The organism is Rhizobium sp. P1_E6 (assembly GCF_056405875.1).
Genome location: NZ_JBFUBG010000005.1, coordinates 65263 through 85056, shown reverse-complemented (window position 1 = coordinate 85056; position 19794 = coordinate 65263). Strand labels below are relative to the sequence as shown.

18 protein-coding genes are annotated in these 19794 nt (G+C 58.6%); 14 read left to right on the top strand and 4 right to left on the bottom strand.

Going from position 1 to position 19794, the window contains the following annotated elements; genetic code table 11:
• The first annotated feature begins 10 nt into the window (after positions 1-10).
• Complete coding sequence (locus AC1D35_RS05060; RefSeq protein WP_113301703.1) at positions 11-784, top strand: SDR family oxidoreductase; 774 nt, start codon at positions 11-13, stop codon at positions 782-784.
• An 89-nt stretch (positions 785-873) separates the two neighbouring features.
• Here the strand turns inward: AC1D35_RS05060 and AC1D35_RS05055 are convergent, their stop codons facing one another.
• Positions 874-1359 carry a MarR family winged helix-turn-helix transcriptional regulator gene (locus AC1D35_RS05055; RefSeq protein WP_113307826.1) on the bottom strand — a complete coding sequence of 162 codons (486 nt, stop codon included), beginning with the start codon at positions 1357-1359 and terminating at the stop codon, positions 874-876.
• Positions 1360-1409: 50 nt separating this feature from the next.
• On the opposite strand from AC1D35_RS05055, the gene AC1D35_RS05050 reads away from it, so the two are divergent.
• From AC1D35_RS05050 to AC1D35_RS05025, 6 genes are all read left to right on the top strand, one after another.
• Entirely contained in the window at positions 1410-2924 is a 1515-nt protein-coding gene (locus tag AC1D35_RS05050) for an FAD-dependent oxidoreductase (RefSeq protein ID WP_113307825.1), read from the top strand.
• 191 nt (positions 2925-3115) lie between these two features.
• Positions 3116-4669: an ABC transporter substrate-binding protein gene (locus tag AC1D35_RS05045; RefSeq protein WP_477938294.1), complete on the top strand. Its 1554-nt coding sequence runs from the start codon at positions 3116-3118 to the stop codon at positions 4667-4669.
• Positions 4670-4736: 67 nt separating this feature from the next.
• On the top strand, positions 4737-6509 hold the full coding sequence (locus AC1D35_RS05040) for an ABC transporter ATP-binding protein (protein ID WP_477938293.1): 1773 nt from the start codon (positions 4737-4739) through the stop codon (positions 6507-6509).
• Positions 6506-7360: an ABC transporter permease gene (locus AC1D35_RS05035; RefSeq protein ID WP_477854505.1), complete on the top strand. Its 855-nt coding sequence runs from the start codon at positions 6506-6508 to the stop codon at positions 7358-7360. The genes AC1D35_RS05040 and AC1D35_RS05035 overlap by 4 nt, the downstream gene beginning before the upstream one ends.
• A gap of 3 nt (positions 7361-7363) precedes the next feature.
• Positions 7364-8353 (top strand): ABC transporter permease, encoded by a 990-nt coding sequence (locus AC1D35_RS05030; RefSeq protein WP_113301708.1) that lies wholly within the window; start codon positions 7364-7366, stop codon positions 8351-8353.
• A gap of 115 nt (positions 8354-8468) precedes the next feature.
• Positions 8469-8936, top strand: a complete 468-nt coding sequence (locus AC1D35_RS05025; RefSeq protein WP_113301709.1) for a helix-turn-helix domain-containing protein — start codon at positions 8469-8471, stop codon at positions 8934-8936.
• Between the two features lie 81 nt (positions 8937-9017).
• Here AC1D35_RS05025 and AC1D35_RS05020 read toward each other — a convergent pair whose 3' ends face one another.
• The gene (locus tag AC1D35_RS05020) at positions 9018-11297 is read right to left on the bottom strand and encodes a PAS domain-containing protein (protein WP_113307085.1); all 2280 of its coding nucleotides are present in this window, start codon (positions 11295-11297) and stop codon (positions 9018-9020) included.
• A gap of 53 nt (positions 11298-11350) precedes the next feature.
• Positions 11351-12001, bottom strand: coding sequence for a response regulator transcription factor (locus tag AC1D35_RS05015; protein ID WP_113307086.1), 651 nt, complete (start codon positions 11999-12001; stop codon positions 11351-11353).
• 897 nt (positions 12002-12898) lie between these two features.
• Between AC1D35_RS05015 and AC1D35_RS05010 the strand changes: the two genes are divergently transcribed.
• Both AC1D35_RS05010 and AC1D35_RS05005 read left to right on the top strand, forming a co-directional pair.
• Complete coding sequence (locus AC1D35_RS05010; protein ID WP_113307135.1) at positions 12899-13546, top strand: response regulator transcription factor; 648 nt, start codon at positions 12899-12901, stop codon at positions 13544-13546.
• Positions 13547-13597: 51 nt separating this feature from the next.
• A complete protein-coding gene (locus tag AC1D35_RS05005; RefSeq protein WP_113307088.1) occupies positions 13598-13984 on the top strand; it encodes a response regulator in 387 nt (128 codons plus the stop codon).
• 108 nt (positions 13985-14092) lie between these two features.
• On the opposite strand, the gene AC1D35_RS05000 is transcribed toward AC1D35_RS05005, so the two are convergent.
• Complete coding sequence (locus AC1D35_RS05000) at positions 14093-15628, bottom strand: PAS domain-containing protein (RefSeq protein WP_113307089.1); 1536 nt, start codon at positions 15626-15628, stop codon at positions 14093-14095.
• Between the two features lie 377 nt (positions 15629-16005).
• Here AC1D35_RS05000 and AC1D35_RS04995 point away from each other — a divergent pair, with 377 nt between their 5' ends.
• The 5 genes from AC1D35_RS04995 to AC1D35_RS04975 all read left to right on the top strand — a co-directional run bounded on the left by AC1D35_RS04995 (position 16006) and on the right by AC1D35_RS04975 (position 19787).
• Positions 16006-16752 carry a glucose 1-dehydrogenase gene (locus AC1D35_RS04995; RefSeq protein ID WP_113307090.1) on the top strand — a complete coding sequence of 249 codons (747 nt, stop codon included), beginning with the start codon at positions 16006-16008 and terminating at the stop codon, positions 16750-16752.
• Between the two features lie 386 nt (positions 16753-17138).
• Positions 17139-17918 carry an alpha/beta fold hydrolase gene (locus tag AC1D35_RS04990; RefSeq protein ID WP_113307091.1) on the top strand — a complete coding sequence of 260 codons (780 nt, stop codon included), beginning with the start codon at positions 17139-17141 and terminating at the stop codon, positions 17916-17918.
• Between the two features lie 157 nt (positions 17919-18075).
• Positions 18076-18762, top strand: coding sequence for a response regulator transcription factor (locus AC1D35_RS04985; RefSeq protein WP_477854510.1), 687 nt, complete (start codon positions 18076-18078; stop codon positions 18760-18762).
• Between the two features lie 59 nt (positions 18763-18821).
• On the top strand, positions 18822-19067 hold the full coding sequence (locus AC1D35_RS04980) for a response regulator transcription factor (protein WP_162748414.1): 246 nt from the start codon (positions 18822-18824) through the stop codon (positions 19065-19067).
• A 279-nt stretch (positions 19068-19346) separates the two neighbouring features.
• Positions 19347-19787: a hypothetical protein gene (locus AC1D35_RS04975; RefSeq protein ID WP_113301718.1), complete on the top strand. Its 441-nt coding sequence runs from the start codon at positions 19347-19349 to the stop codon at positions 19785-19787.
• The last annotated feature ends 7 nt before the right edge of the window (positions 19788-19794 follow it).

The following is a 19794-nucleotide window of genomic DNA, read 5'->3' as shown; positions in this document are numbered from 1 at the left end:
GAGCCGAACCATGAGCTATCAGGAAAAATTCCGCCTTGACGGTGAGCGCGCCGTCGTCACCGGTGGCGGACGGGCCATCGGACTTTGCTGCGCCCACGCGCTCGCCGAAGCTGGCGCCGCCGTCGTCGTCATCGAGCGCAATGAATCCGACGCCGAGCAGGCTCTGGCGCTTAAGGACAAGGGATATGACGTCGAGCTGCGTCTTGGTGACGTGACCGATTCCGCCCGGATGGAGGCGATCGCCAATGAACTCGCCGCCAGCGGCCTCCCAGCGACGATCCTAGTGAACAATGCGGGCATCGGCCAGAACGGAATTGCGGCAGAGGACGTCACGGACGCCGATTGGCTGCGGATGATGAATGTCAACGTCAATGGCGTATTCTGGTGCTCACGCTCCTTCGGCCGCCATATGGTGGCGATGAAACGCGGTGCGATCGTCAATCTCGGCTCAATGTCCGGCATCATCTGCAACCGGCCACAGCCGCAGACGGCTTATAACGTCTCGAAAGCTGCCGTTCACCACCTCACCCGTTCCATGGCCGCTGAATGGGCTCAGCACGGTGTGAGGATCAATGCGGTTGCCCCGACCTATATCGAGACGCCGATGGTCGCGGCCGTCGAAGCCAATCGCGAGCGGATTCCAATCTGGCTTGCCGATACGCCCATGGGGCGAATGGGCACGCCGGAAGAGGTCGCAAGCGCGGTTCTCTTCCTTGCATCCGGTGCAGCGAGCTTGATGACGGGAGCAATCGTCAACGTTGATGCAGGATTCACCTGCTGGTAATCCGGCTTCGAATGAGAGTCTCAAGGCGCCGGCGATCCTGCTGACGCCTCACTTCCTTCCGCCAGCCTGCCCATCTGCACGGTGGCTCGTCAGCTTTTGGCCGGATCATCCTTCACGGCATCAGCAAATTTCCGCATCAGGCGAACCAGATTGTCCAGATCCTCGGGATCCCAGCTCTTGAATATCTCGATCCCGATCCTCTCGCGTGCAGCATCGACACGGTCCGTCATCGATTTGCCCTTCGTGGTGACGACCGCTTCGCTGACGCGCCGGTCCGTTGCACTCGGCCGACGCTGAACGAGGCCGAGGCTCTCGAGCTTGGCGACCTGGCGGCTGACCGTCGTGTAGTCCCGCCCAGCGCGGTCAGCCAGATCGACCACGCCGATCGGCCCCAATCTTTCAATGCCCACCAGCAAGGGGAAGAGGGCGCGGTCGAGCGAAATTCCTGCCTCTCTGACCATGGCCTCATCCCGTTGGGGCCGGTTCATGACACTGACGATCTCGAGCAGCGATCCATGAAGCTCATGGATACGGGCTGAGATATGTGTATTTTGCACATTTTTCATTGACGGCATTCCTGATCTCCTGTTATGTGCATAATACACACAAACGAGGAGCAACAGCAATGACGGAAGATGACGCAATCGATGTATTGATTTGTGGCGCCGGCGCAGCCGGCCTGACGCTGGCAATCGATCTCGCCCGGCGGGGTGTATCCTTCCGGCTGATCGAGAAGATGAATGATCCGTTCGGCGGTTCGCGCGGTAAGGGCATCCAGCCGCGAACCATGGAAGTCTTTGAGGACCTCGGTATTGTCGATAGGATTGCCGCCTCGGGCGCCTTCTATCCACGCCAGCGCGAATATCATGGCGACGGTAGTGTAAAGGACGGCGCGCTTTTCGAGGCCGGTGACCCAATCCCGTCGGAACCCTATGGCGCGCCTCTGCTCGTGCCTCAATTTCTGACGGAGGGAGCGATGCGGGAGCGCCTTGCCGAACTCGGCCACGCTCCGGAATTCGGCTGCGCGTTGATCGCCTTCAAACAGGACGGGCAGGGTGTAACCGCAAGGCTTGCCAATGGCAGTGAAGAGCAGACTATCCGCGCACGCTATCTCGTCGGCACCGATGGTGGCCGGAGCTTTGTGCGCCAGGCGCTCGCCGTCGGTTTTCCCGGAAAGACGCTCGGCGTTCGCGCCATTGTTGCCGACGTGACCCTGACAGGCCTCAGCCGCGATGTCTGGCATCGCTTCAACGAGGGGTCGATGGAGATGCAGATATCCTTTTGTCCCTTGGCCGAAACAGGAGTTTTCCAGCTGCAGGGACCGGTGCCTCTAGAAGGCGACATAGACCTGTCGGCTGAAGGACTTTCTGCGCTCACTGCCGAACGCACCGGCTGCACGGATATCGTCATCCAGTCTGTCTCCTGGGCATCGGCATTCAACATGAATGCCCGGCTTGCCGACAGCTATCGTGTCGGCCGCGTCTTTCTCGCCGGGGACGCCGCCCATACCCATCCGCCGACGGGCGGCCAGGGTCTGAACACCAGCGTTCAGGACGCCTACAACCTCGGCTGGAAGCTGGCGGCCGTCCTGTCAGGTGCTCCGGAGGCGCTTCTCGATAGCTATGAGGAAGAGCGCCGCCCGATCGCGGCAAGCATGCTGGGACTTGCTGTCAGACTGCTCGAAGACATGAAGCGTGGCGAAATTCGGCGTGGCCGCGAGGTTCGGCAACTGGACATCGCCTATCTCGGCTCGAGCCTGTCGCTCGAAGAACCCAAGCGTCAGGCTCGCGTCCTTGCCGGCAGCCGCGCTCCCGATGCGCTGTTAAAGGGCGCCGCAGGGCAACCCGCGCGGCTGTTCGATCTCTTTAAAGGTCCGCATTGGACGCTGCTGGGATTTGATATGGAAACGGCTGGCGTCCAGCCGCGCAAGGGATTGCATATTCATACCATCGGGCAAGGCGGCAACCTCATCGACAGCGAGAACCAATTCCGCGAGACCTACGAGCCGGCGCCTGGCGACTGGATCCTCGTCCGCCCGGATGGTTATGTCGGTGCGGTGGTCTCGCAGGGCAAACTGCCAGCATTGGAAACTTATCTTCATGATGTCGGACTGCGAGCAGGGGCGGTAGCCAGGCGATGAAAATGCTTCCGCGGCATCGCTTGCTCAACGGAAGCAAAAATATTTATGGCGCGGAATCTTCAAAGCTTTTCAGTAGCGCGGCGCTATGATTGTGATGACGATGGGCGTTCGACGACGGTTGAGCACCAGAGCAATGACAGCCTCACGCTTCCGCCGTCCGCGGCCGGTATGACGCAATCACGGATCACCTAATGCCGAAATTCCTGTTCACTTCGATATTCTCACGTTTCAACTGCGTTATCAGCCTTCGCCTGCTCGCACTTTCGCTCGGATTTTTGATCGCCGTTGCCTCGGGTCATGCCGAGGATGTACTGCGMATTCCCTATTCGTCGGATATAGGCACTCTGGATCCCGACAACGGTTTTGAGGTTGCCGGATTGACTGCGCTGGATAGCGTCTATGAGGGGCTGGTCAAATATGAGACCGGCTCGACGAAGATCGTGGGGGCGCTGGCCAAGAACTGGGAGATATCGGGAGACGGGCTGGTCTATACGTTCCACCTCGTAAACGGTGTCAGGTTTCATGACGACACAGCCCTGAATGCAGATGCGGTGGTCACCTCGTTCARGCGGCGCCGCGACGGCGGATTTGTGCAGAATTACACGCTCGCCAACATGGCGGATATCGCAGCACCTGATGGTTCCACCGTCGTCATCACGCTGCGCCATGCGCAACCCTCCTTTATGGACAGTCTTGCAAGCCCGTGGGGGCCGAAGATCATCAGCCCGACGGCACTTTCCGACCACGCCGGAGGCGACCGTGCGACGGCATGGCTTACCGATCATGCGGTTGGAACTGGGCCGTTCAAGCTCGCCGAATTCAAGCGCGGCGAACGTTATGTGCTCGAACGTAATGAAGATTATTGGGGCGCCAAACCGTCTTTCGGCAAGGTAGAGCTTCCTGTCATCCCCGATATCGGCCAGCAAATTCTGAAATTGAAGGCCGGCGAGATCGATGGCGTTCCGGCCAATTTCCCGTTTGCGCAGCTCGGCAATCTGCCGACCGATCTGGAAATAACGTCGGCTCCCAGCATGACACAATACGAGGCCTTCATTAGGCCGGGGTCGCCGCTTGACGATGCCGAAGTTCGCAAGGCGGTTCTAACCGCAATCAACCCGATTTTATGGGCGAGCGACGCCTTCGGACAATATGCTCATGTCTCGAAATCGCTCTATCCAAACGTCATGCTGGATCCGGGCCAACCAGTGCAGTTTCCGACGGATTTGGAGGCGGCAAAATCTGCCATCGCCAAGCGCGGACCGGTCACCATCAGCATCGGGCTCTACAGCGCCAATCCCAGTTATGGACGTATCGCCGACCTGATGATCGCTGAGCTATCGCTGATCGGCGTGCAGGCGACGTCACACATCATGCCGCCGGGCGCGGCCTACGCCATGAAGGGCGATCCCGCCGCCCCCGACATGCTGCTGATCATTGCTTCTCCCGATGCGGCTCATCCCGACAATCAGGCAAAGGCCTTTTTCACCAAAGATGCGCCGCTGAACCTCTATGGAAGCGCTCTTCCGGAAGCCGATGCCGTCGTCGCCGAAGGTGGTTCCACCGCGGACATCGCTACGCGAAACGCGCTTTATGAGAAGGCCGGGAAAATGTATTTCGATGCGGGCTATTTCATCCCGCTGGTCGATGTCGACGACGTGGTCGTCCATCGCAGAGGGCTGAAGGATCTGGGGCTTCGTCCGGTTTTCCCGAGGGGCAGTATCGACTTTTCCAGTGTGAGGCGCTGATGGCTGAGCAGGCGGCTTCCGGCAGGGTTTATGGCTGTAACTCGACCTTTGAGGAGTTGCAGAGGCTGTGACCGAAGCTGCGCTCTCCATCGCCGGTCTCAATGTCTTCCTGCGGCGAAACGGTAGCGATCATCTTGTGCTCGACGACATCGGTTTCGAGGCGATGCCGGGTGAAATCATCGCCATCGTCGGAGAAAGCGGCTCCGGCAAATCCACCCTCGGAGCGGCAATTCAGGGCCTGTTGCCGGCCTCCAATGAGCCCAAGGTCAGCGGCTCCATTCGTCTTGCAGGCACCGAGATCGTAGGAGCAAAGCCATCGGTGCTGCGCGCGGCTCGTCATTCACTCGTGCGTGCCATCCCCCAGGATCCGATGGGTGCACTCAACCCGACGATGACGATCCGCCGTCAGCTCAGGGAATCGGCCAGTGGAAACGACGGCTTCGTCAGGGATTGGCTGAGCCGGGTCGGACTCGCGGATGCCGATGTCATACTCGATGCATTTCCGAATCGCCTGTCTGGCGGGCAGCGCCAGCGCATCCTTATCGCAATGGCGTTGATGGCACAGCCAAAGGTGCTGATTGCCGATGAATCGATCACCGCGCTCGACTTCGCTTTGCGCGGCCAGGTCATCGAACTCCTGCGCAGGATCGCGCGCGAGCAGCAGACTGCAATTCTTTTCATCACCCACGACCTTACAGCTGCCGCATCGCTCGCGGACCGCGTGCTTGTGCTCTACGGCGGACGTATTCTGGAAGTGGGAAGAACCGATGATGCTTTGAAAAATCCCGGCCACCCCTATCTGGCGGGCCTGCTGGCGACTCAGTTCGATTTTGACACGGATCGCCAGCACTCTCTGCCCACTCTACCGGTCGAGCGGATGCGCCTTGCCGATCTGGGAAACGCTTGCTGCTATGCCTCCCGTTGCCTCATCGTCGGGGACCAGTGCATAAACAGACGGCCCGAACTCGCGCCACTTTCGGCCACCGGTCATGTTGCCGCCTGCTTCTTCCCCGACTTGGTGCAATCCAGCGTCGCTCAATATCGCTCCGCGGAACTCTGGCCAACCACGACAACCCTGAAGCCTGTTGACGCGCTGCTATTGTCCGATGTCAGCAAGAGCTTTACGTCCACCGGCCGATTTGGGCGTCGCCGGTCGCGGCAGGTGCTGGAATCGGTCAATCTTTCGGTCGCTCTTGGTGAGTGTGTTGCCCTGCTTGGGGACAGCGGCGCCGGCAAATCGACGATTGTCAGGCTCGCGGCCGGGCTTCTGAAGCCTGATAGTGGAGAGATTTCCTGTATCGATGATGCGCCGCAGGTTGTTTTTCAGGACGCAGTTGCATCCCTGACGCCCTGGCTTTCGATCGGCGAGCAGATCGGCGATCGGTTGCGGCCTCTGCCTCTCGGCAAGGCAGAGCGTCTTCACAAGGTTGTCAAAGCGCTAGAAATGGTGGGCCTCGATGAGAGCCTTATGTCTTCGCTGCCCGCCAGCCTGTCCGTTGGTCAATGCCAGCGCGCAGTGATTGCCCGAGCGATCATTGTGCCGCCGAAACTTCTGCTCTGCGATGAGCCGATCAGCGCGCTTGATGTGTCGCTGGCTGCTGCGACGCTGAACCTTCTCGGTGAGATCAGGCGGCGTCTTGGCATGGCGGTGCTGTTCGTCACCCATGATCTGGCGGCCGCGAGGATAATCGCCGACCGCATTGCAGTGCTGGAACACGGCCGGGTGGTGCAGCAGGGAGATCCCGACGCGATCACCGCCGGTTTTAATCGCCTGTCGATGGGCACCATTCTCACGGCAATACCGAAAACCCATGCGAGCACAGGCGGACGGGACGCATGAACGTTCCCGAGTTTCTTCCCGAAGAGCGCTTCGTGCGCTGGTCCGTCGTTCTCTGCCGAACAGGCTGGATCGACCGAATTGGCTTGTTCGGCGTCATCGCTACAACGATCGTTGCCTTGTTCGCCACATGGCTGACACCGTTCAATCCGCAGCTCCGCGTGGCGGCGGCCTATCTGCCACCTTCCACTGAGCATTGGTTCGGGACAGACGAGATCGGGCGCGATCTTTTTTCGCGTATCGTCCTCGGTATCCAATATACATGGCTGCCCGCACTTGCCCTTGTCATCATCAGCCTCGTCGTCGGCACATGCATCGGCATGATACCTGGGCTTATCAGCCGCAGGCTCGACATGCTGGCGCAATGGGTCGCCGAATTCTTCCTGATCCTGCCTTCGACACTCGTGGCGCTGGCGGTGATCGCGACGCTAGGCGGGGGACTTGCCAATACGATGATTGCGATGGGTATCGCATGGTGGCCCTGGTATGCGCGCATATCCCGCGATGAGCTTCGCCGGCTGAATGTTCGCCCGCATGTCGAGGCTGCCAGAATTGCTGGCATCAGCGGCCCACGCCTGCTGTTGCGCTACCTTCTTCCCGGTGCCCTTCCGGCCCTGCTAGTGGCGGCGACACTGGATGTGGCAACCGCCATCATGACGATGTCGCTCATGTCCTTCATCGGTCTCGGCCAACCAGCTCCGGCGCCTGAACTTGGGGCGATGACATCAAGGGCACTTGATAGCCTGTCCGTTTATTGGTGGCTTCCAATGCTGCCCGCGGCTGTCATTTTTCTCGTCTGCCTCCTTGCCAATCTCGCGGGAGACGGTCTTCGTGCGGCGTTGCGAGGAGCCTAGGGTATGCTGGCCTATCTCTTTAGACGCATAGCGGGTCTCGTCGTCGTTCTCCTGGCGATGAGCTTTGCAGTGTTCTGCCTGCAAAGCATCATTCCCGCTGACCCCGCGCGCGCCATCGCCGGGCCGCTGACGCCGCTTTCGAATGTGAACGCTCTTCGCCAGCAGCTTGGCCTCGATGATCCCATTATCGTTCAGTATGGCCGGTTTTTGTCGCGAATCGCGCAAGGCGATCTCGGGACGTCGACCAGGACCCGTCAGCCGGTGGCCGTCGATATAAGGCAATATCTGCCCGCATCGCTCGAACTGTCACTGGCAGCTCTCTGCCTTGGGCTTTCGCTGGCAGGTGTCATTGCGGTGATGCCCCGTATCGCAGGCGGCTCCGGAGGGTTGAGGCTTCTCTTCATTGCGGCTGGCTCGGTTCCAACTTTTATGTCGGCCTTGCTTCTGGTCTATTTCTTCTGGTTTCGCCTTGGCTGGTTGCCCGGTTCGGGCAGGATGAGCGAAGATGATATCGGCGGCCCGACCGGCTTCAATTTGATCGACGCGCTTGTCGGCGGCAGGGGCGACCTCAGCCTGGATGCGACCAGGCATCTGCTCCTGCCGGCCTTCGCTCTGGCACTGCCGATCGCGGTCGCGGTGGGGCGAAGTCTCGACAGCGCGTTGCGCGAGGTGATGCAGCAGACCTATATCGGAACTGCGCGGGGAAAGGGTCTTCGGGAAACCGCGGTCGTCTTGCGGCACGGCCTTCGCAACGCCGCCTCGCCGGCTCTGGCGATGATCGGTCTGCAGATCCGGCTTTTGTTTGGCAATCTGCTGATCGTCGAGCTTGTGTTCGGGTGGCCTGGCCTTGGTCTCTACATGGTCCAATCTCTGACCAGCGCCGACCTCCCGGCTGTTCTCGGCGTCACCATCGTCCTTGGGACCTTCTACATCCTCGTGAACATCATTATCGAAATCCTGCAGACATTGGCCGATCCCCGGATCGAGCTTTAGCCCGCCTGAAACCTATCCTTTCGGCCTAGTTCGCTAGACACCTACCTTATGGATTTCCCCTACATTCAGCGTTCATCTGAGACTGGCGATCCCGGCCATTGTCTAGGGCGGTCAGATGAATCAAGAGATCATGTTAAAAAGAGGTAATTCGGCACCGTCCCCGGACCGCGTTCTGTCCGATCCTCTTGATTGCTTGCAGGACGCCAGGTCAGACGGTGCGGACAAAGGCCGCCGCAGGACGGGCCTCAGCAATTGGCAGGTCAAACGCGTCACCGAATATGTCGATGAAAGGCTGGAGGGGCCGCTTCGCGTCGATGATCTGGCGGCCGCAGCAAAGCTCAGCCCCGCCCATTTCCGCCGCGCCTTTTCAATCAGCTTCGGGATGTCTCCCTACGCGTTCGTGATGCAGCAGCGCATCGAGCGCGCCCAGACATTGCTGCTGGCCGCCGAGCATGAAATGGGCGATATTGCCTTTGCCTGCGGCCTGTCGGACCAAGCACATTTCAGCCGTTTATTCCGGCGCTTCGTCGGCACGACACCCAGCCAATGGCGGCATGAACTCGGCGCGCAAAGCGCCTCTTAAACGGCTTGCGCCAGGTGGATCACGCTCTCACCATGATCCACCGGCTACGGGGAGCAGCCGCGATGCCGGCATCTCGTCCGGTTATGCCGACAAAGCTTCGAGCTCCCGGACTGTCGGTCTGGCCTGGTTTTCCCGCGGTGCGAATTTCGCCTGAACGTCCCGGACCGGCAGACTGAATGTGATGGACGCACCGCTGCGCGCACCGTTTTCCGCCCAGAGACGTCCTCCGTGGGATTCAATGATGGAACGGCAGATCGCAAGGCCCATGCCCATACCATCCTGCTTTGTTGTATAAAAGGCCTCGAAAATCCTCTCGGGGTCGCTGATGCCGCTCCCGAAGTCGCTCACTTCCACCTCAACCGTATCATCGTCCCGCAACCGCGACTCGATCTTCAGCATGCGGGCTCCAGGCTCGATGTCGTGCATCGCTTCGATGCCGTTGCGGATGAGATTAAGCATCACCTGCTCCAGCTGCACATGGTCTGCGCTGGTCGCCGGCAGATAGGGGTCGAGCTCGATGTCGAGCCTCACCTTGTTGGAGGCGAGCTTGTCGGCGAGCAGTTCGCAGGCATCACCGATCAGATTGTTCAGATCGACTGCCGTTCGGGGGTAGGCTGTCTTGCCGAAGAGCGCCCTGATGCGGCTGACGACATCGGCGGCTGCATCGGCATCGCGCACGATCCAGTCGGCAGAACGCAGTGCGCGCTCTAGGTTCGGCGGATCGGCACTCAGCCAGCGGCGGAATGCATTCGCATTAGCGACGACTGCCTGTAGCGGTTGATTGAGTTCATGCGCAATCGAGACGGAAAGCTCGGACATACTGGCAGCGCGCAGTGCCCTCGCCAGTCTTTCGTCGGACTGACGCAACGCCTCCTGCGCGCGAACCTCATCATCGATGTCGAGGTTGACGCCATACCAGCGGATGATTTTGCCGTTTTCGTCGCGTAAGGGTTCGACGCGTGAATCCATCCAGCGATATTGACCGTCCCTGTGGCGAAGTCGGCCCTTGTGGTTGATAGGCTGACCTGTCGCAATGGCGTTCCTGAACGCCTCCGTTACCGCCGCGCGATCATCCGGATGGACAAGTTCTGCCTGAGTGGCGACCTGTTCCGGCGTCTTCGAATGAATATCGCCTTCATCGAGCCCTGCCCATTCGGAGAAACGCTTGTTGAAATAGCAGGGAAGCCCCTCGGGCGTCATCAGCCAGATCAGCGACGGCACCGTATCAACGATCAGGCGCAGCTCTGCTTCACGCTCACGCGCCGCTTCATGGGCTTCCATCTCGTCGTGGATGTCGAGGCAAACGCCGTACCATTGAATGATCTGACCATCAGCGTCGCGTAGCGGCTCAGCCTTGCCGTCGATCCAGCGATAGACGCCGTCGAAACGCCGTTGCCGATATTTCAATACGAAGCGCTCGCCAGTTTCAAAGGCCTGCGACAGGCTCTTCTGGAATAGTGCGCGGTCTTCTGGGTGGATGGCTTCGATAATCGCCGTCGCGAATCTTTTTGTGTCCGCGGGATCGTTGCTCGCAAGCGAAATCCCGGTCCAGCGCATAAGCGGCCCGTTGATGTAAGAAGTTTCGCCGGCTGCGTTTGCGCACCAGATGAGGGCCGGCACCGTATCGATCATCTGTTGCAATTGCTGCTGGCTTTCCCGAAGGGCAGCTTCCGCCTTGCGTTGGTCATCGATGTCGACGGAGGTCGCGAACCAGGCCGTGATTCGGCCCTGTTCGTCACGCGAGGCGATGGCGGAATCGCGAAGCCATCGATAGGTCCCGTCGGCGCGCCGGACCCGCTGCTCTTCGAAGATCGGCACACCCGTTTTGAGGCTGTGCTCCCATCTTGCCTTGCATCCTTCGACCTCATCGGGATGGACGAAAAGACTCCACCACGAATGATTGTCAAGCTGGGCGATCCTGCTCATTTCTTCGGCGGTCACGCCGACAAAATCGAGCGCTTTCGGATTGAGGAAGCGCAGGCGACCGTCAGGATAGGCCGACCATCCGAAGCCTGGAATATCTTCGATATTGGGCTGAATATTCTTGTACACACGGTCGAAAAGGCTCTGCGGTTTGAAGACGTTGATGAAAAACCAGAGAGCCGCAGCGGAACAGGCAAACATGACGACTCGCATCGGTTCGTCATTCCCGAAATTGACAGGCGAAAGAACGACGGTTGCGGTCAACAAACAGCCGATGAGCAAAACGGCCAGGCCCGTGCGCCAGCTCGTATAGAGCCAGATGGCCACCATTGCGACGAGAATGCCGGAGGGATCTGCGAAAAGCCCTGCCATCAGGACGCCGCTGCCACCAACAGCCATGGCTGTGACGATCCGTTTTTTAGACGATGTCAACTGCATGGAAAACCCCTTTGCCTTTTCTATGTCTGACTTTCCATGACCTGGCGCTCATTTCAGCCATCGCTCATTCGAACATGCGAAGGCAGCGCCTGCCAGACATTGAAAAGCTGCGCCACCGAACTGACCTGCATTTTCTTCATCATATTGCTGCGGTGAAGCTTCACCGTAAATTCGCTGATCCCAAGGGAGAAGGCTATCTGTTTGTTGACTTCGCCGGAGACGACCAGTTTCAGAACTTGGCGCTCGCGTACCGTGAGGGTTTCAAACAGAGAAACGTATCTATCGGCTGCAGACAATGCGTTCCTGCGGCTGACATCGGTGGCAATGGCATTGGAAACGGCATCGAGAAAGGTCTGGTCCCGCACGGGTTTGGTCAGGAAATCCTGCGCCCCGGCCTTCATCGCCTGCACGCTCATTGCAATATCGCCATGCCCCGTCAGAAACAGGACGGGTGTCGTGACGCCGTTGCGGGTCAGATGATGCTGCAGGTCCAGGCCACTGATGCCGGGCATACGGACATCCAGCACGACACAGCTCGGGCGGTCGGGCAGCTTTGTATCGAGAAATTCCCGGCCCGACAAAAATGTCATTGCGTCAATGCCGACCGAATTCAGCAGGTTCTCCAGAGCCGCRCAAACCGTCGCATCATCGTCAACCAAGATCGCGACCGGACTTTTCGACCCCTTGGAGGTGGTCACCCCCATGCATCATCCTCCAACTGCCAGCAGACATGCTGCTTCCCGGAACTGCAGGAGAATACAGTCACTGACGAGGAAATTGAAGGAGGGGGTGACTAAACCAAATATATATGGCGCGGCGCATTTTTTTATGTCTGATTTTTTTGCAGCATCTGCTTCTGCTTTCAAAAATGAAGGAAGCCCTGCTGAAATACGCCTCGATTTCGGCTAACGAGACGCAACCTTCAATGCCGTCGGCCGATGCTCGAGTGATACCGCGAGCGTTTCGCCATTCGCGACAAAATAAGCGACCGTCGGGTCTGCCTGCGATGACGGGGAGGCGGCGAGCGGGACATAGATTTTTGTGGACGCCTTGGGTGCAAATGTCGCGCCGTAGCCGAGATACGCCAGTATTCCCGTGATCAGGCAGCCGATGACCAAGAGCGGAAACCTCGGTATCTCAAGAGGTCTGTACTGAGAGCTTGGGTCATGCCGCATGATCATCGCCTTCGACCGATTTTCGACATCATCAGCTTACAGACGGTTTGCTGCCTGAGGAGCTATACGAAGGTGTGCGCGGGGGCAACGAAGGTGTGCCTTGCGGCGGCTGTGTGTGGAGTGCATCCAGCCTGGAGCACCTGTCGCAGCTGGCGGAACTACCTGGTTGCAATTACGAGAGAATTTGATGGAACTCTGGACCGGTCTCGCCGCCCAACCTACACCCTTGGCGTATTTTTGTGAGGGGGTCCACGTGTTAGAGTGGTGAAGAGGCCACCATGCCGCCAAATGCAATTCCGGCGTGGACTTGGCTGATGGGGATCCCTTCATGAATGCCGCGGAACGAGGCAGTGTTGAACTCAGGCTTGGCCGTGGCGTGGCAGTAAGGAGGATGCGCAAAACCGTCGTTTGGAGGCGCAGAAAGCCATGATGTTCGATCAAGTCAGCACGAGGGACGAGCCGGTTGTCTGTATCGTCGATGACGAAGGCCCTGTCAGGGCGTCGTTGGTGGACCTTTTCGAGTCGGTGGCGATGAAAGCTATCGCATTCGAGAGCGCTTCGGATTTTCTGGAGCGCTGCGATATGGGGCAGGCAGGTTGCATTCTTCTGGATGTGCGGATGCCCGGCATCAGCGGCCTGGATTTCCAGGATCAGCTCGCTGCGGCCGGAAACACCATGCCGATCATCTTCATGTCGGGTCACGGAAGTGTTCCCTTGACCGTCAAGGCCATGAAAGCGGGAGCAACGGATTTTCTGATCAAGCCGTTTGCCGGCAGCGCCGTGATCGCCGCAGTCGGAGAGGCGATCAGGCGGGATACTGAGAACCGGAAAGAGGCCGCTGCACGCAACCAGCTGGAAAATTGTGAAGCCAAGCTTACCCCGCGCGAGCGGGAGGTTCTGGGCTATGTGGCTGCCGGGCTGATGAACAAGCAGATCGCGCATGAGATGCAGATCAGTGAAATCATGGTGAAACTGCATCGCGGGCGAATGATGAGAAAGATGCAGGCGGGTTCTCTTGCGGAACTCGTCCGCAAATTTGACATGTTGAAACCGGATCTGAAACTGTATCAGTAACCTGCGTGGCGCCTAGCTCATTGCCCGAAAAAGAAGAATTGTGCTGACGCAATGGCAAGTTTCCCCAATAAGACCGTCGCTGTCATCGATGATCATCGCTACCTCAGAGAATCCCTTAAGGATTTGCTCGAGGCGGCTGGCTATGAAAGTGAGCTTTACGACTCCGCCGAAACGTTCATGAACGAAAAAGGTTATTCGCTCGTCGATTGCATTCTTGCCGACGTCAGAATGCCGGGAATGTCGGGCGTCGAGATGCTCCAGGCATTGAGCAGGATGCCATCGCACCCGCCGGTCATCATCATGACCGCTCATGGGGACAAGGACGTCGAGGCAGCCGTTTTTCAGGCGGGCGCAATCGCCTTTCTGAGGAAGCCCGTCAATGCCGATTTGCTCATGTCGTGGCTGGAGCGGGCGATCAGCGATTATCGCGGCGGCTAGGGCGATTCAGCAAAACCGTGCAGCGGCCTTGCGTCCGGAATTGCGTGAAACAAAGCGATAGAGCATTCCGTAAAAACGGAACTGCTCCAACCGCCGCGGCCGCCGCCGTCACGCGTGAGCGATCTGTTCCATTTCAACCGGCAGGGTGAAGATGAACCTCGCTCCGTGTGGATCGGCCTGCTCCACGCTTAACCGTCCGCCATGGGATTCGACGATGGAGCGGCTGATCGCCAGCCCCATTCCCATCCCCTGGCCCTTCGTCGTGAAGAAGGGCTCGAATATTCTGTCGGGAAATTCGACGCCCGGCCCGCGATCGCTGATCTCGATCTGCACGGCATCTGTCGCGCGGCGGGCACGAATGTGCAGAATGCGGTCATCGCCAGCAGAATCCATGGCCTCAAGGCCATTGCGAATGAGATTGATCAGGACCTGTTGAACCTGAACCCGATCGAAGGCAATCGGTGGAAGATCACGCTCAAGCTCGATATCCATGCGCACGCGCCGCCGCATCGCCTCCTCGGCCATGAGGTCTCGCGCTTCCCTGACCACGTTGTCGAGTGCGGTATAATTCCTCGACGTTTCGGAGCGTTTGAACAAAGCGCGGATGCGGCCGATGACTTCGACGGCGGAATGGGCGCTTGCCGAGATGCGCTCGACTGCTTTCTGCGCCCGTTCGATATTGGGCGGTTCCGCCGAAAGCCAGCGCTGGCTGACATCCGAGCTTGATATGACGGCTGCGAGCGGCTGACTGATCTCATGGGCGATCGAGGCGGAAAGCTCGGCGAGGCTCGCCGCCTGGCTTGCGCGCGCAAGATTCTGCTGGGCGAGGCTCAAAGCCTCCTGCACGCGCACCTGATCGTCGACATCGATGGAAAGGCCGTACCATTCCACGATGGAACCGTTTTGATCGCGAAGAGGCTCGAACCGGCCCTCCGTCCAGTGGAACATACCGTCCGCTCCGCGCCGTCTGTACCGCATGACGAAAGGTTCGCCAGCCCGGATGCAATGCGCGGCCCTGAGCTGCACCTCCGGACTATCCTCGGGATGGACAAGTTCTTGCGCCGCCCGCGCAAATTCCGCGAAATTCGCTTTGGAAAGGCCCAATTCCTGCATGTAGCGCCTGCTGACGTAGGAAAGCTCGCCCACAGGAGTCCAGCTGCAGATATGGACCGGCAAAGCGTCAATGAGCCGTTGAAGGTGTCGTTCACTGCGCTGCAGCGCCTCTTCGGCATGAACCTGATCGTCAATATCGTGGCAGAGGCCATGCCATTGAATAATCCGTCCATGCCTGTCTTTTACCGAGTCCGCACGGCTCGACATCCAGTAATAGACACCGTCATGGCGGCGCAGGCGATATCGCGTGGAAAAGCTGTCTCCGGTGGCGAAACAATGATCCAGCGCGTCCCTGAACCCTTCGGCGTCATCGGGATGGATCGCCATTTCGATCATCGCATCAAGCCGGCTCATGCCTGGTTGCTGGATATCGGCGATATCCCGGCCGAGGTAATCGACCATCTGTTTGTTGAAAAAGATCGGTTCCCCGTCTGCCGTCAGTCGCCAGATGTGAGACGGCACCCTGTCGACGAGTTCGGAAAGGGCCCGTTCCCGCTTACGCAGTGCCCTGACGGCCCGACTGACGATCATCCGCTGCTCCTGACGACAAATTTGCGCCTCATCAGGCAGAAATGCCTGCAGCAGGATTTATCCTACGATACAGCGGAAAACGAAAGCAATTCATGCGGGACGATGCGTCATGGCTGTTGACCGCTGCCGCCCTGCCTAGAGGTCGTCGCGCCGGATGACGAACTGGACGCGTGCGCTGGCAAAGCGGATCTCGTGATAGACGATCGGCCGCGCTTCCGTATCGAGATTGACGCTTTCGACTGCCTGGGATTCTCGATGTCGTCGGGCGACGGCGGCGGCTCATTTGCCTGTTTTAGGCAAAGTTCCTTGTCCTGAGAACCAGCTAATTGCGGCCGATGCAACTGTTTATCTCCTTCGCATCAACAAGGAGAATTCAGATGCCAAGTCTAACGAATAAAGTGGCCGTCATAACAGGTGGCAATAGCGGAATAGGGAAAGCGACAGCGCGTCTTTTCGCAGAAGAGGGGGCGAAGGTTGTCATCACCGGACGCCGTCAGGATGTCGTCGACGAAGCGGTCCAAGAGATTGGCCACGGGGCAATCGGAATTTGCGGCGACGTCGCCAGCATCGATTATCACCGCCGGCTCGCGGCTGAGGTAGCGGAGCGCTTTGGTGCGATTGATGTCTATATGGCCAATGCCGGGATCATCAATCTTGCCGCTTCGGAGGCCGTTAGCGAAGCCGAATACGACCAGCATTTTGCGGTCAATACGCGCGGTGTCTTCTTCGGTGTTCAGGCCATCGCCCCGCATATCCGCGATGGTGGGAATATCATCGTCACGAGTTCTCTGGCCGGCACGAAGGTTTTGCCGAACCACACGGTTTATGCTGGCACCAAGGCTGCACTCGCCGCATTTGCCCGCAATTGGGCGATCGAATTCAGGTCGCGCCGGATCCGCGTCAACATTCTCAGCCCCGGTCCCGTTGAGACTGAGATCCTGGGGAAACTTGGCGTCAGCGATAGCAACCGCCCGCAATTCGAGCAGCAGATGGCGGAGCTGATTCCGGCAGGACGTCTCGGACGTCCCGAAGAACTGGCTCAGGCCGCACTCTTTCTTGCTTCGGCGGGTACTTTCGTCAACGGGATCGAGCTTCATGTCGACGGTGGCATGTGCGTCGCCTAACCCCTGAGGGCAGTTGGAGTTTTGCGTGGTCGGTTTGCAATGCCCGCCACGCGACCATTTGCTCAGAGCAACCCGTCGATCGACCGCCAGCGCGGTCCGCCCGGAGGCCGTGTTTCAGCCGCTCAGGCGGAGTTTCCCGGCGCCGGCCGGCTTCCACGGTATGGTTTCTCCCGGGTCAGAATTGTTCGGAAGACATTAGAACTGAGGTTTGGGTTGCCGTAGCGCATTTGGCCAGTACAAGAATCCTACCTGTTTATTGACCGGCCCCGGGCGCGGCCTGTTGAAACGCCTTCCGTCAGCCGCTCGCGCTCGTTGAACAAAAAGTGAGTGGACATATTAATCGTGTCATATTAAGTTGTGCGCAATTCAACAAAGGAGACCAACCCATGAATGGAATTCTGAAATGCGTATTCGCGCTCGGCGCACTGGCAGCTCTTGCCGCTCCTGCTGCCGCTGAATCTGCAAAGCCGACGGTGGTGCTTGTGCACGGCGCCTTTGCCGATGCATCGAGCTGGAACGATGTGATCGCTCGTCTGGAAAAGGATGGTTATCCGGTTGTCGCGGTGGCTAATCCGCTGCGCAGCGTAAAGTCGGATGGCGATTATGTCGGCCGCGTCGTGGCCGGCATCAAGACGCCGGTCGTTCTCGTCGGCCATTCCTACGGCGGCTCGGTCATCAGCGAGGCCGCTGCGGAGACGAAGAATGTCGAGGCCCTGGTGTATGTGGCTGCCTTTGCCCCTGAAAAGGGTGAGTCCGCAGCCGACCTCTCGGGCAAGTTCCCCGGCAGCACTCTGGCGCCGACACTTGCCGCGCCGGTGGCATTGGAAAATGGTGGGAAGGATCTGTATATCCAGCAGGACAAGTTTCATGAGCAGTTTGCTGCCGATGTCCCGGCGAAGACGGCAAAACTGATGGCAGCAACCCAGCGCCCGATTACCGAGGCGGCCTTGACCGAAGGTGCGCCTGGTGCGGCATGGCAGAACATTCCGTCCTGGTTCATCTACGGCGACGCCGACAAGAACATCCCCGCCAAGGCTCTCGGCTGGATGGCAGAGCGTGCCCATTCCAAGGAGACCGTCGTGGTCAAGGGGGCCTCCCATGTCGTGATGGTTTCTCATCCCGACAAGGTTGTGAAGATCATCGAAGACGCAGCCTCTGCCAAGTAAGCCAAATCGTGGCGGCATGATCTTTCTGCCGCCACGTTCTCCCCGTTGATCTTCTGGAATGAGCTCCATCCCGGAAAGGCGGCCCAATTGCCATGATGGCACGGCTGACGTTGTAAACAATCTGAAATTGTGTAGCTTGATCCGGCCGAGGCGTTTCATGTTCGCCTTCGCAAGCTGGGGTTCTGGAAGCTACATACCGATGCCCGATGAGCAGCTGGAGCAAGATATCCCGACGGTCTGCATCGTTGACGATGAGGCGTCCATACGCGCATCTCTTGTCGATCTCTTTGAATCGGCGGGCATGCGGGCAGTCGCGTACCAAAGTGCCGATGATTTCCTTGATCGCGCCGATCTTTCTCGGGCTGGATGTATTCTGCTCGACGTTCATATGCCCGGCCTCAACGGGCTCGATCTTCAGTCTAGGCTGGCAGCGGCGGGATGTTTCATGCCCATCGTGTTCATGACGGGTCGCGGTACGGTTTCCATGAGCGTCCAGGCCATGAAGGCCGGTGCCAGCGACTTTTTGCTGAAGCCGTTCGAAAACGCCGAACTGATGGAGGCTACACGCGAGGCTATCACCAGGAATATCGAAAGACGCGAAGCTGCTGCAACTTATGATGCCATCTGCACGACTGCCAAGACCTTGACGCCGCCCGAGCGGGCAGTCATGAAATATGTGGGCGAGGGGCTTATGAACAAGCAGATCGCCCATCAGATGCAGATTGGCGAAACGATGGTGAAGCTCCATCGCCGGCAAATGATGAAGAAGATGCAGGTCGGCTCGCTGGCCGAGCTGGTGAAAAAACTCGACATGGTTGCGGGCAAGTTCGACATCTATCAGTAGAACAAGTCCGATTCCGGCCGTTACAGCAGAAATCTCCTCTGGAGAGATCGCAGAGGCCCATGGCCGCATTGAATACAAAAAACACCGCCATTGTCGATGACAACAGGCGTCTGCGAGCGCCGATCAAAGATCCTCTTGAAAAAGAGGGTTTTGCCAGCGAGTGCTACAGTCGCGCCGAAGACTTCCTGCTGCAAGAGGGCTATCTTCCTCCCGATTGTATCCTGGCCGATGTCAGAATGACGGCGTGTCTGGCATCGAAATGTTGCGTATCCTCAAGCATAGGGACGTTTACCCGCCAATCCTGATCACGACGTCCTGCTCGGACGCGCAGATCGAGTCCGCCGTGTTACAGAGCGGAGCTGCGGCCTTTGTCGGTAAGTTGATCGATAGCGGGCGGCTTCTCTCATGCCGCGAGCTGATCGTGTTTCAGCTTCCAACGACGATATCCCATTGAAATAGCTTTTTTCTTCGGCCGACGGCGGTGTTTCGACCGCTATCGCGACCTGCTCCCCAACCTTGGTTTGGGAAGTAAGCGTTAGCCTTGGATGTTAATTTTGAGGCCCGCTTATCCTAAGGAGGTTACGATGCAGGTCACGAAGTTCATTGTATACGGCATGGTCGGTTTTAACGTACTGCTTGCCGGCTGGTTGGCCCTTTACATGCTCTACGATCCAGAGAGCTGGTATTATTTTGTCCCCGGCGTGACCGATACCGGAATGTTCAACCAGCATTTCATTCGCGATATCGGCATCATCCAGGGTTTCATTGCTCTTGCTTTTGCTTTTGGCGCCTGGAAGCCGAGCCGGCGGGTCGAGCTATGGGCCGGGGCAACACTCTGGCTCATTGCCCATGCTGCGTTCCATCTGTGGGAAGTCGCCGTCGGCATTTGCTCGTCGTCGGTAATCATGCGCGACTTTCCGGCGGTAAGCCTGCCCGCGATTTTTGGGATACTTGCGACGCTTTGGGCCATTCAACAGGCCTTGGCCTCATCGAGCCGGCAGGGGGTTGTAGGAATCCGCGCCTAAGACAGAG

What these genes read in the sequence shown, in the direction of transcription:
- AC1D35_RS05060 (WP_113301703.1), top strand. Translation starts at nt 11, where the DNA reads ATGAGCTATCAGGAAAAATTCCGCCTTGACGGTGAGCGCGCCGTCGTC.
- AC1D35_RS05055 (WP_113307826.1), bottom strand. Translation starts at nt 1,359, where the DNA reads ATGCCGTCAATGAAAAATGTGCAAAATACACATATCTCAGCCCGTATC.
- AC1D35_RS05050 (WP_113307825.1), top strand. Translation starts at nt 1,410, where the DNA reads ATGACGGAAGATGACGCAATCGATGTATTGATTTGTGGCGCCGGCGCA.
- AC1D35_RS05035 (WP_477854505.1), top strand. Translation starts at nt 6,506, where the DNA reads ATGAACGTTCCCGAGTTTCTTCCCGAAGAGCGCTTCGTGCGCTGGTCC.
- AC1D35_RS05030 (WP_113301708.1), top strand. Translation starts at nt 7,364, where the DNA reads ATGCTGGCCTATCTCTTTAGACGCATAGCGGGTCTCGTCGTCGTTCTC.
- AC1D35_RS05025 (WP_113301709.1), top strand. Translation starts at nt 8,469, where the DNA reads ATGAATCAAGAGATCATGTTAAAAAGAGGTAATTCGGCACCGTCCCCG.
- AC1D35_RS05020 (WP_113307085.1), bottom strand. Translation starts at nt 11,297, where the DNA reads ATGCAGTTGACATCGTCTAAAAAACGGATCGTCACAGCCATGGCTGTT.
- AC1D35_RS05010 (WP_113307135.1), top strand. Translation starts at nt 12,899, where the DNA reads ATGATGTTCGATCAAGTCAGCACGAGGGACGAGCCGGTTGTCTGTATC.
- AC1D35_RS05005 (WP_113307088.1), top strand. Translation starts at nt 13,598, where the DNA reads ATGGCAAGTTTCCCCAATAAGACCGTCGCTGTCATCGATGATCATCGC.
- AC1D35_RS05000 (WP_113307089.1), bottom strand. Translation starts at nt 15,628, where the DNA reads ATGATCGTCAGTCGGGCCGTCAGGGCACTGCGTAAGCGGGAACGGGCC.
- AC1D35_RS04995 (WP_113307090.1), top strand. Translation starts at nt 16,006, where the DNA reads ATGCCAAGTCTAACGAATAAAGTGGCCGTCATAACAGGTGGCAATAGC.
- AC1D35_RS04990 (WP_113307091.1), top strand. Translation starts at nt 17,139, where the DNA reads ATGAATGGAATTCTGAAATGCGTATTCGCGCTCGGCGCACTGGCAGCT.
- AC1D35_RS04985 (WP_477854510.1), top strand. Translation starts at nt 18,076, where the DNA reads ATGTTCGCCTTCGCAAGCTGGGGTTCTGGAAGCTACATACCGATGCCC.
- AC1D35_RS04980 (WP_162748414.1), top strand. Translation starts at nt 18,822, where the DNA reads ATGGCCGCATTGAATACAAAAAACACCGCCATTGTCGATGACAACAGG.
- AC1D35_RS04975 (WP_113301718.1), top strand. Translation starts at nt 19,347, where the DNA reads ATGCAGGTCACGAAGTTCATTGTATACGGCATGGTCGGTTTTAACGTA.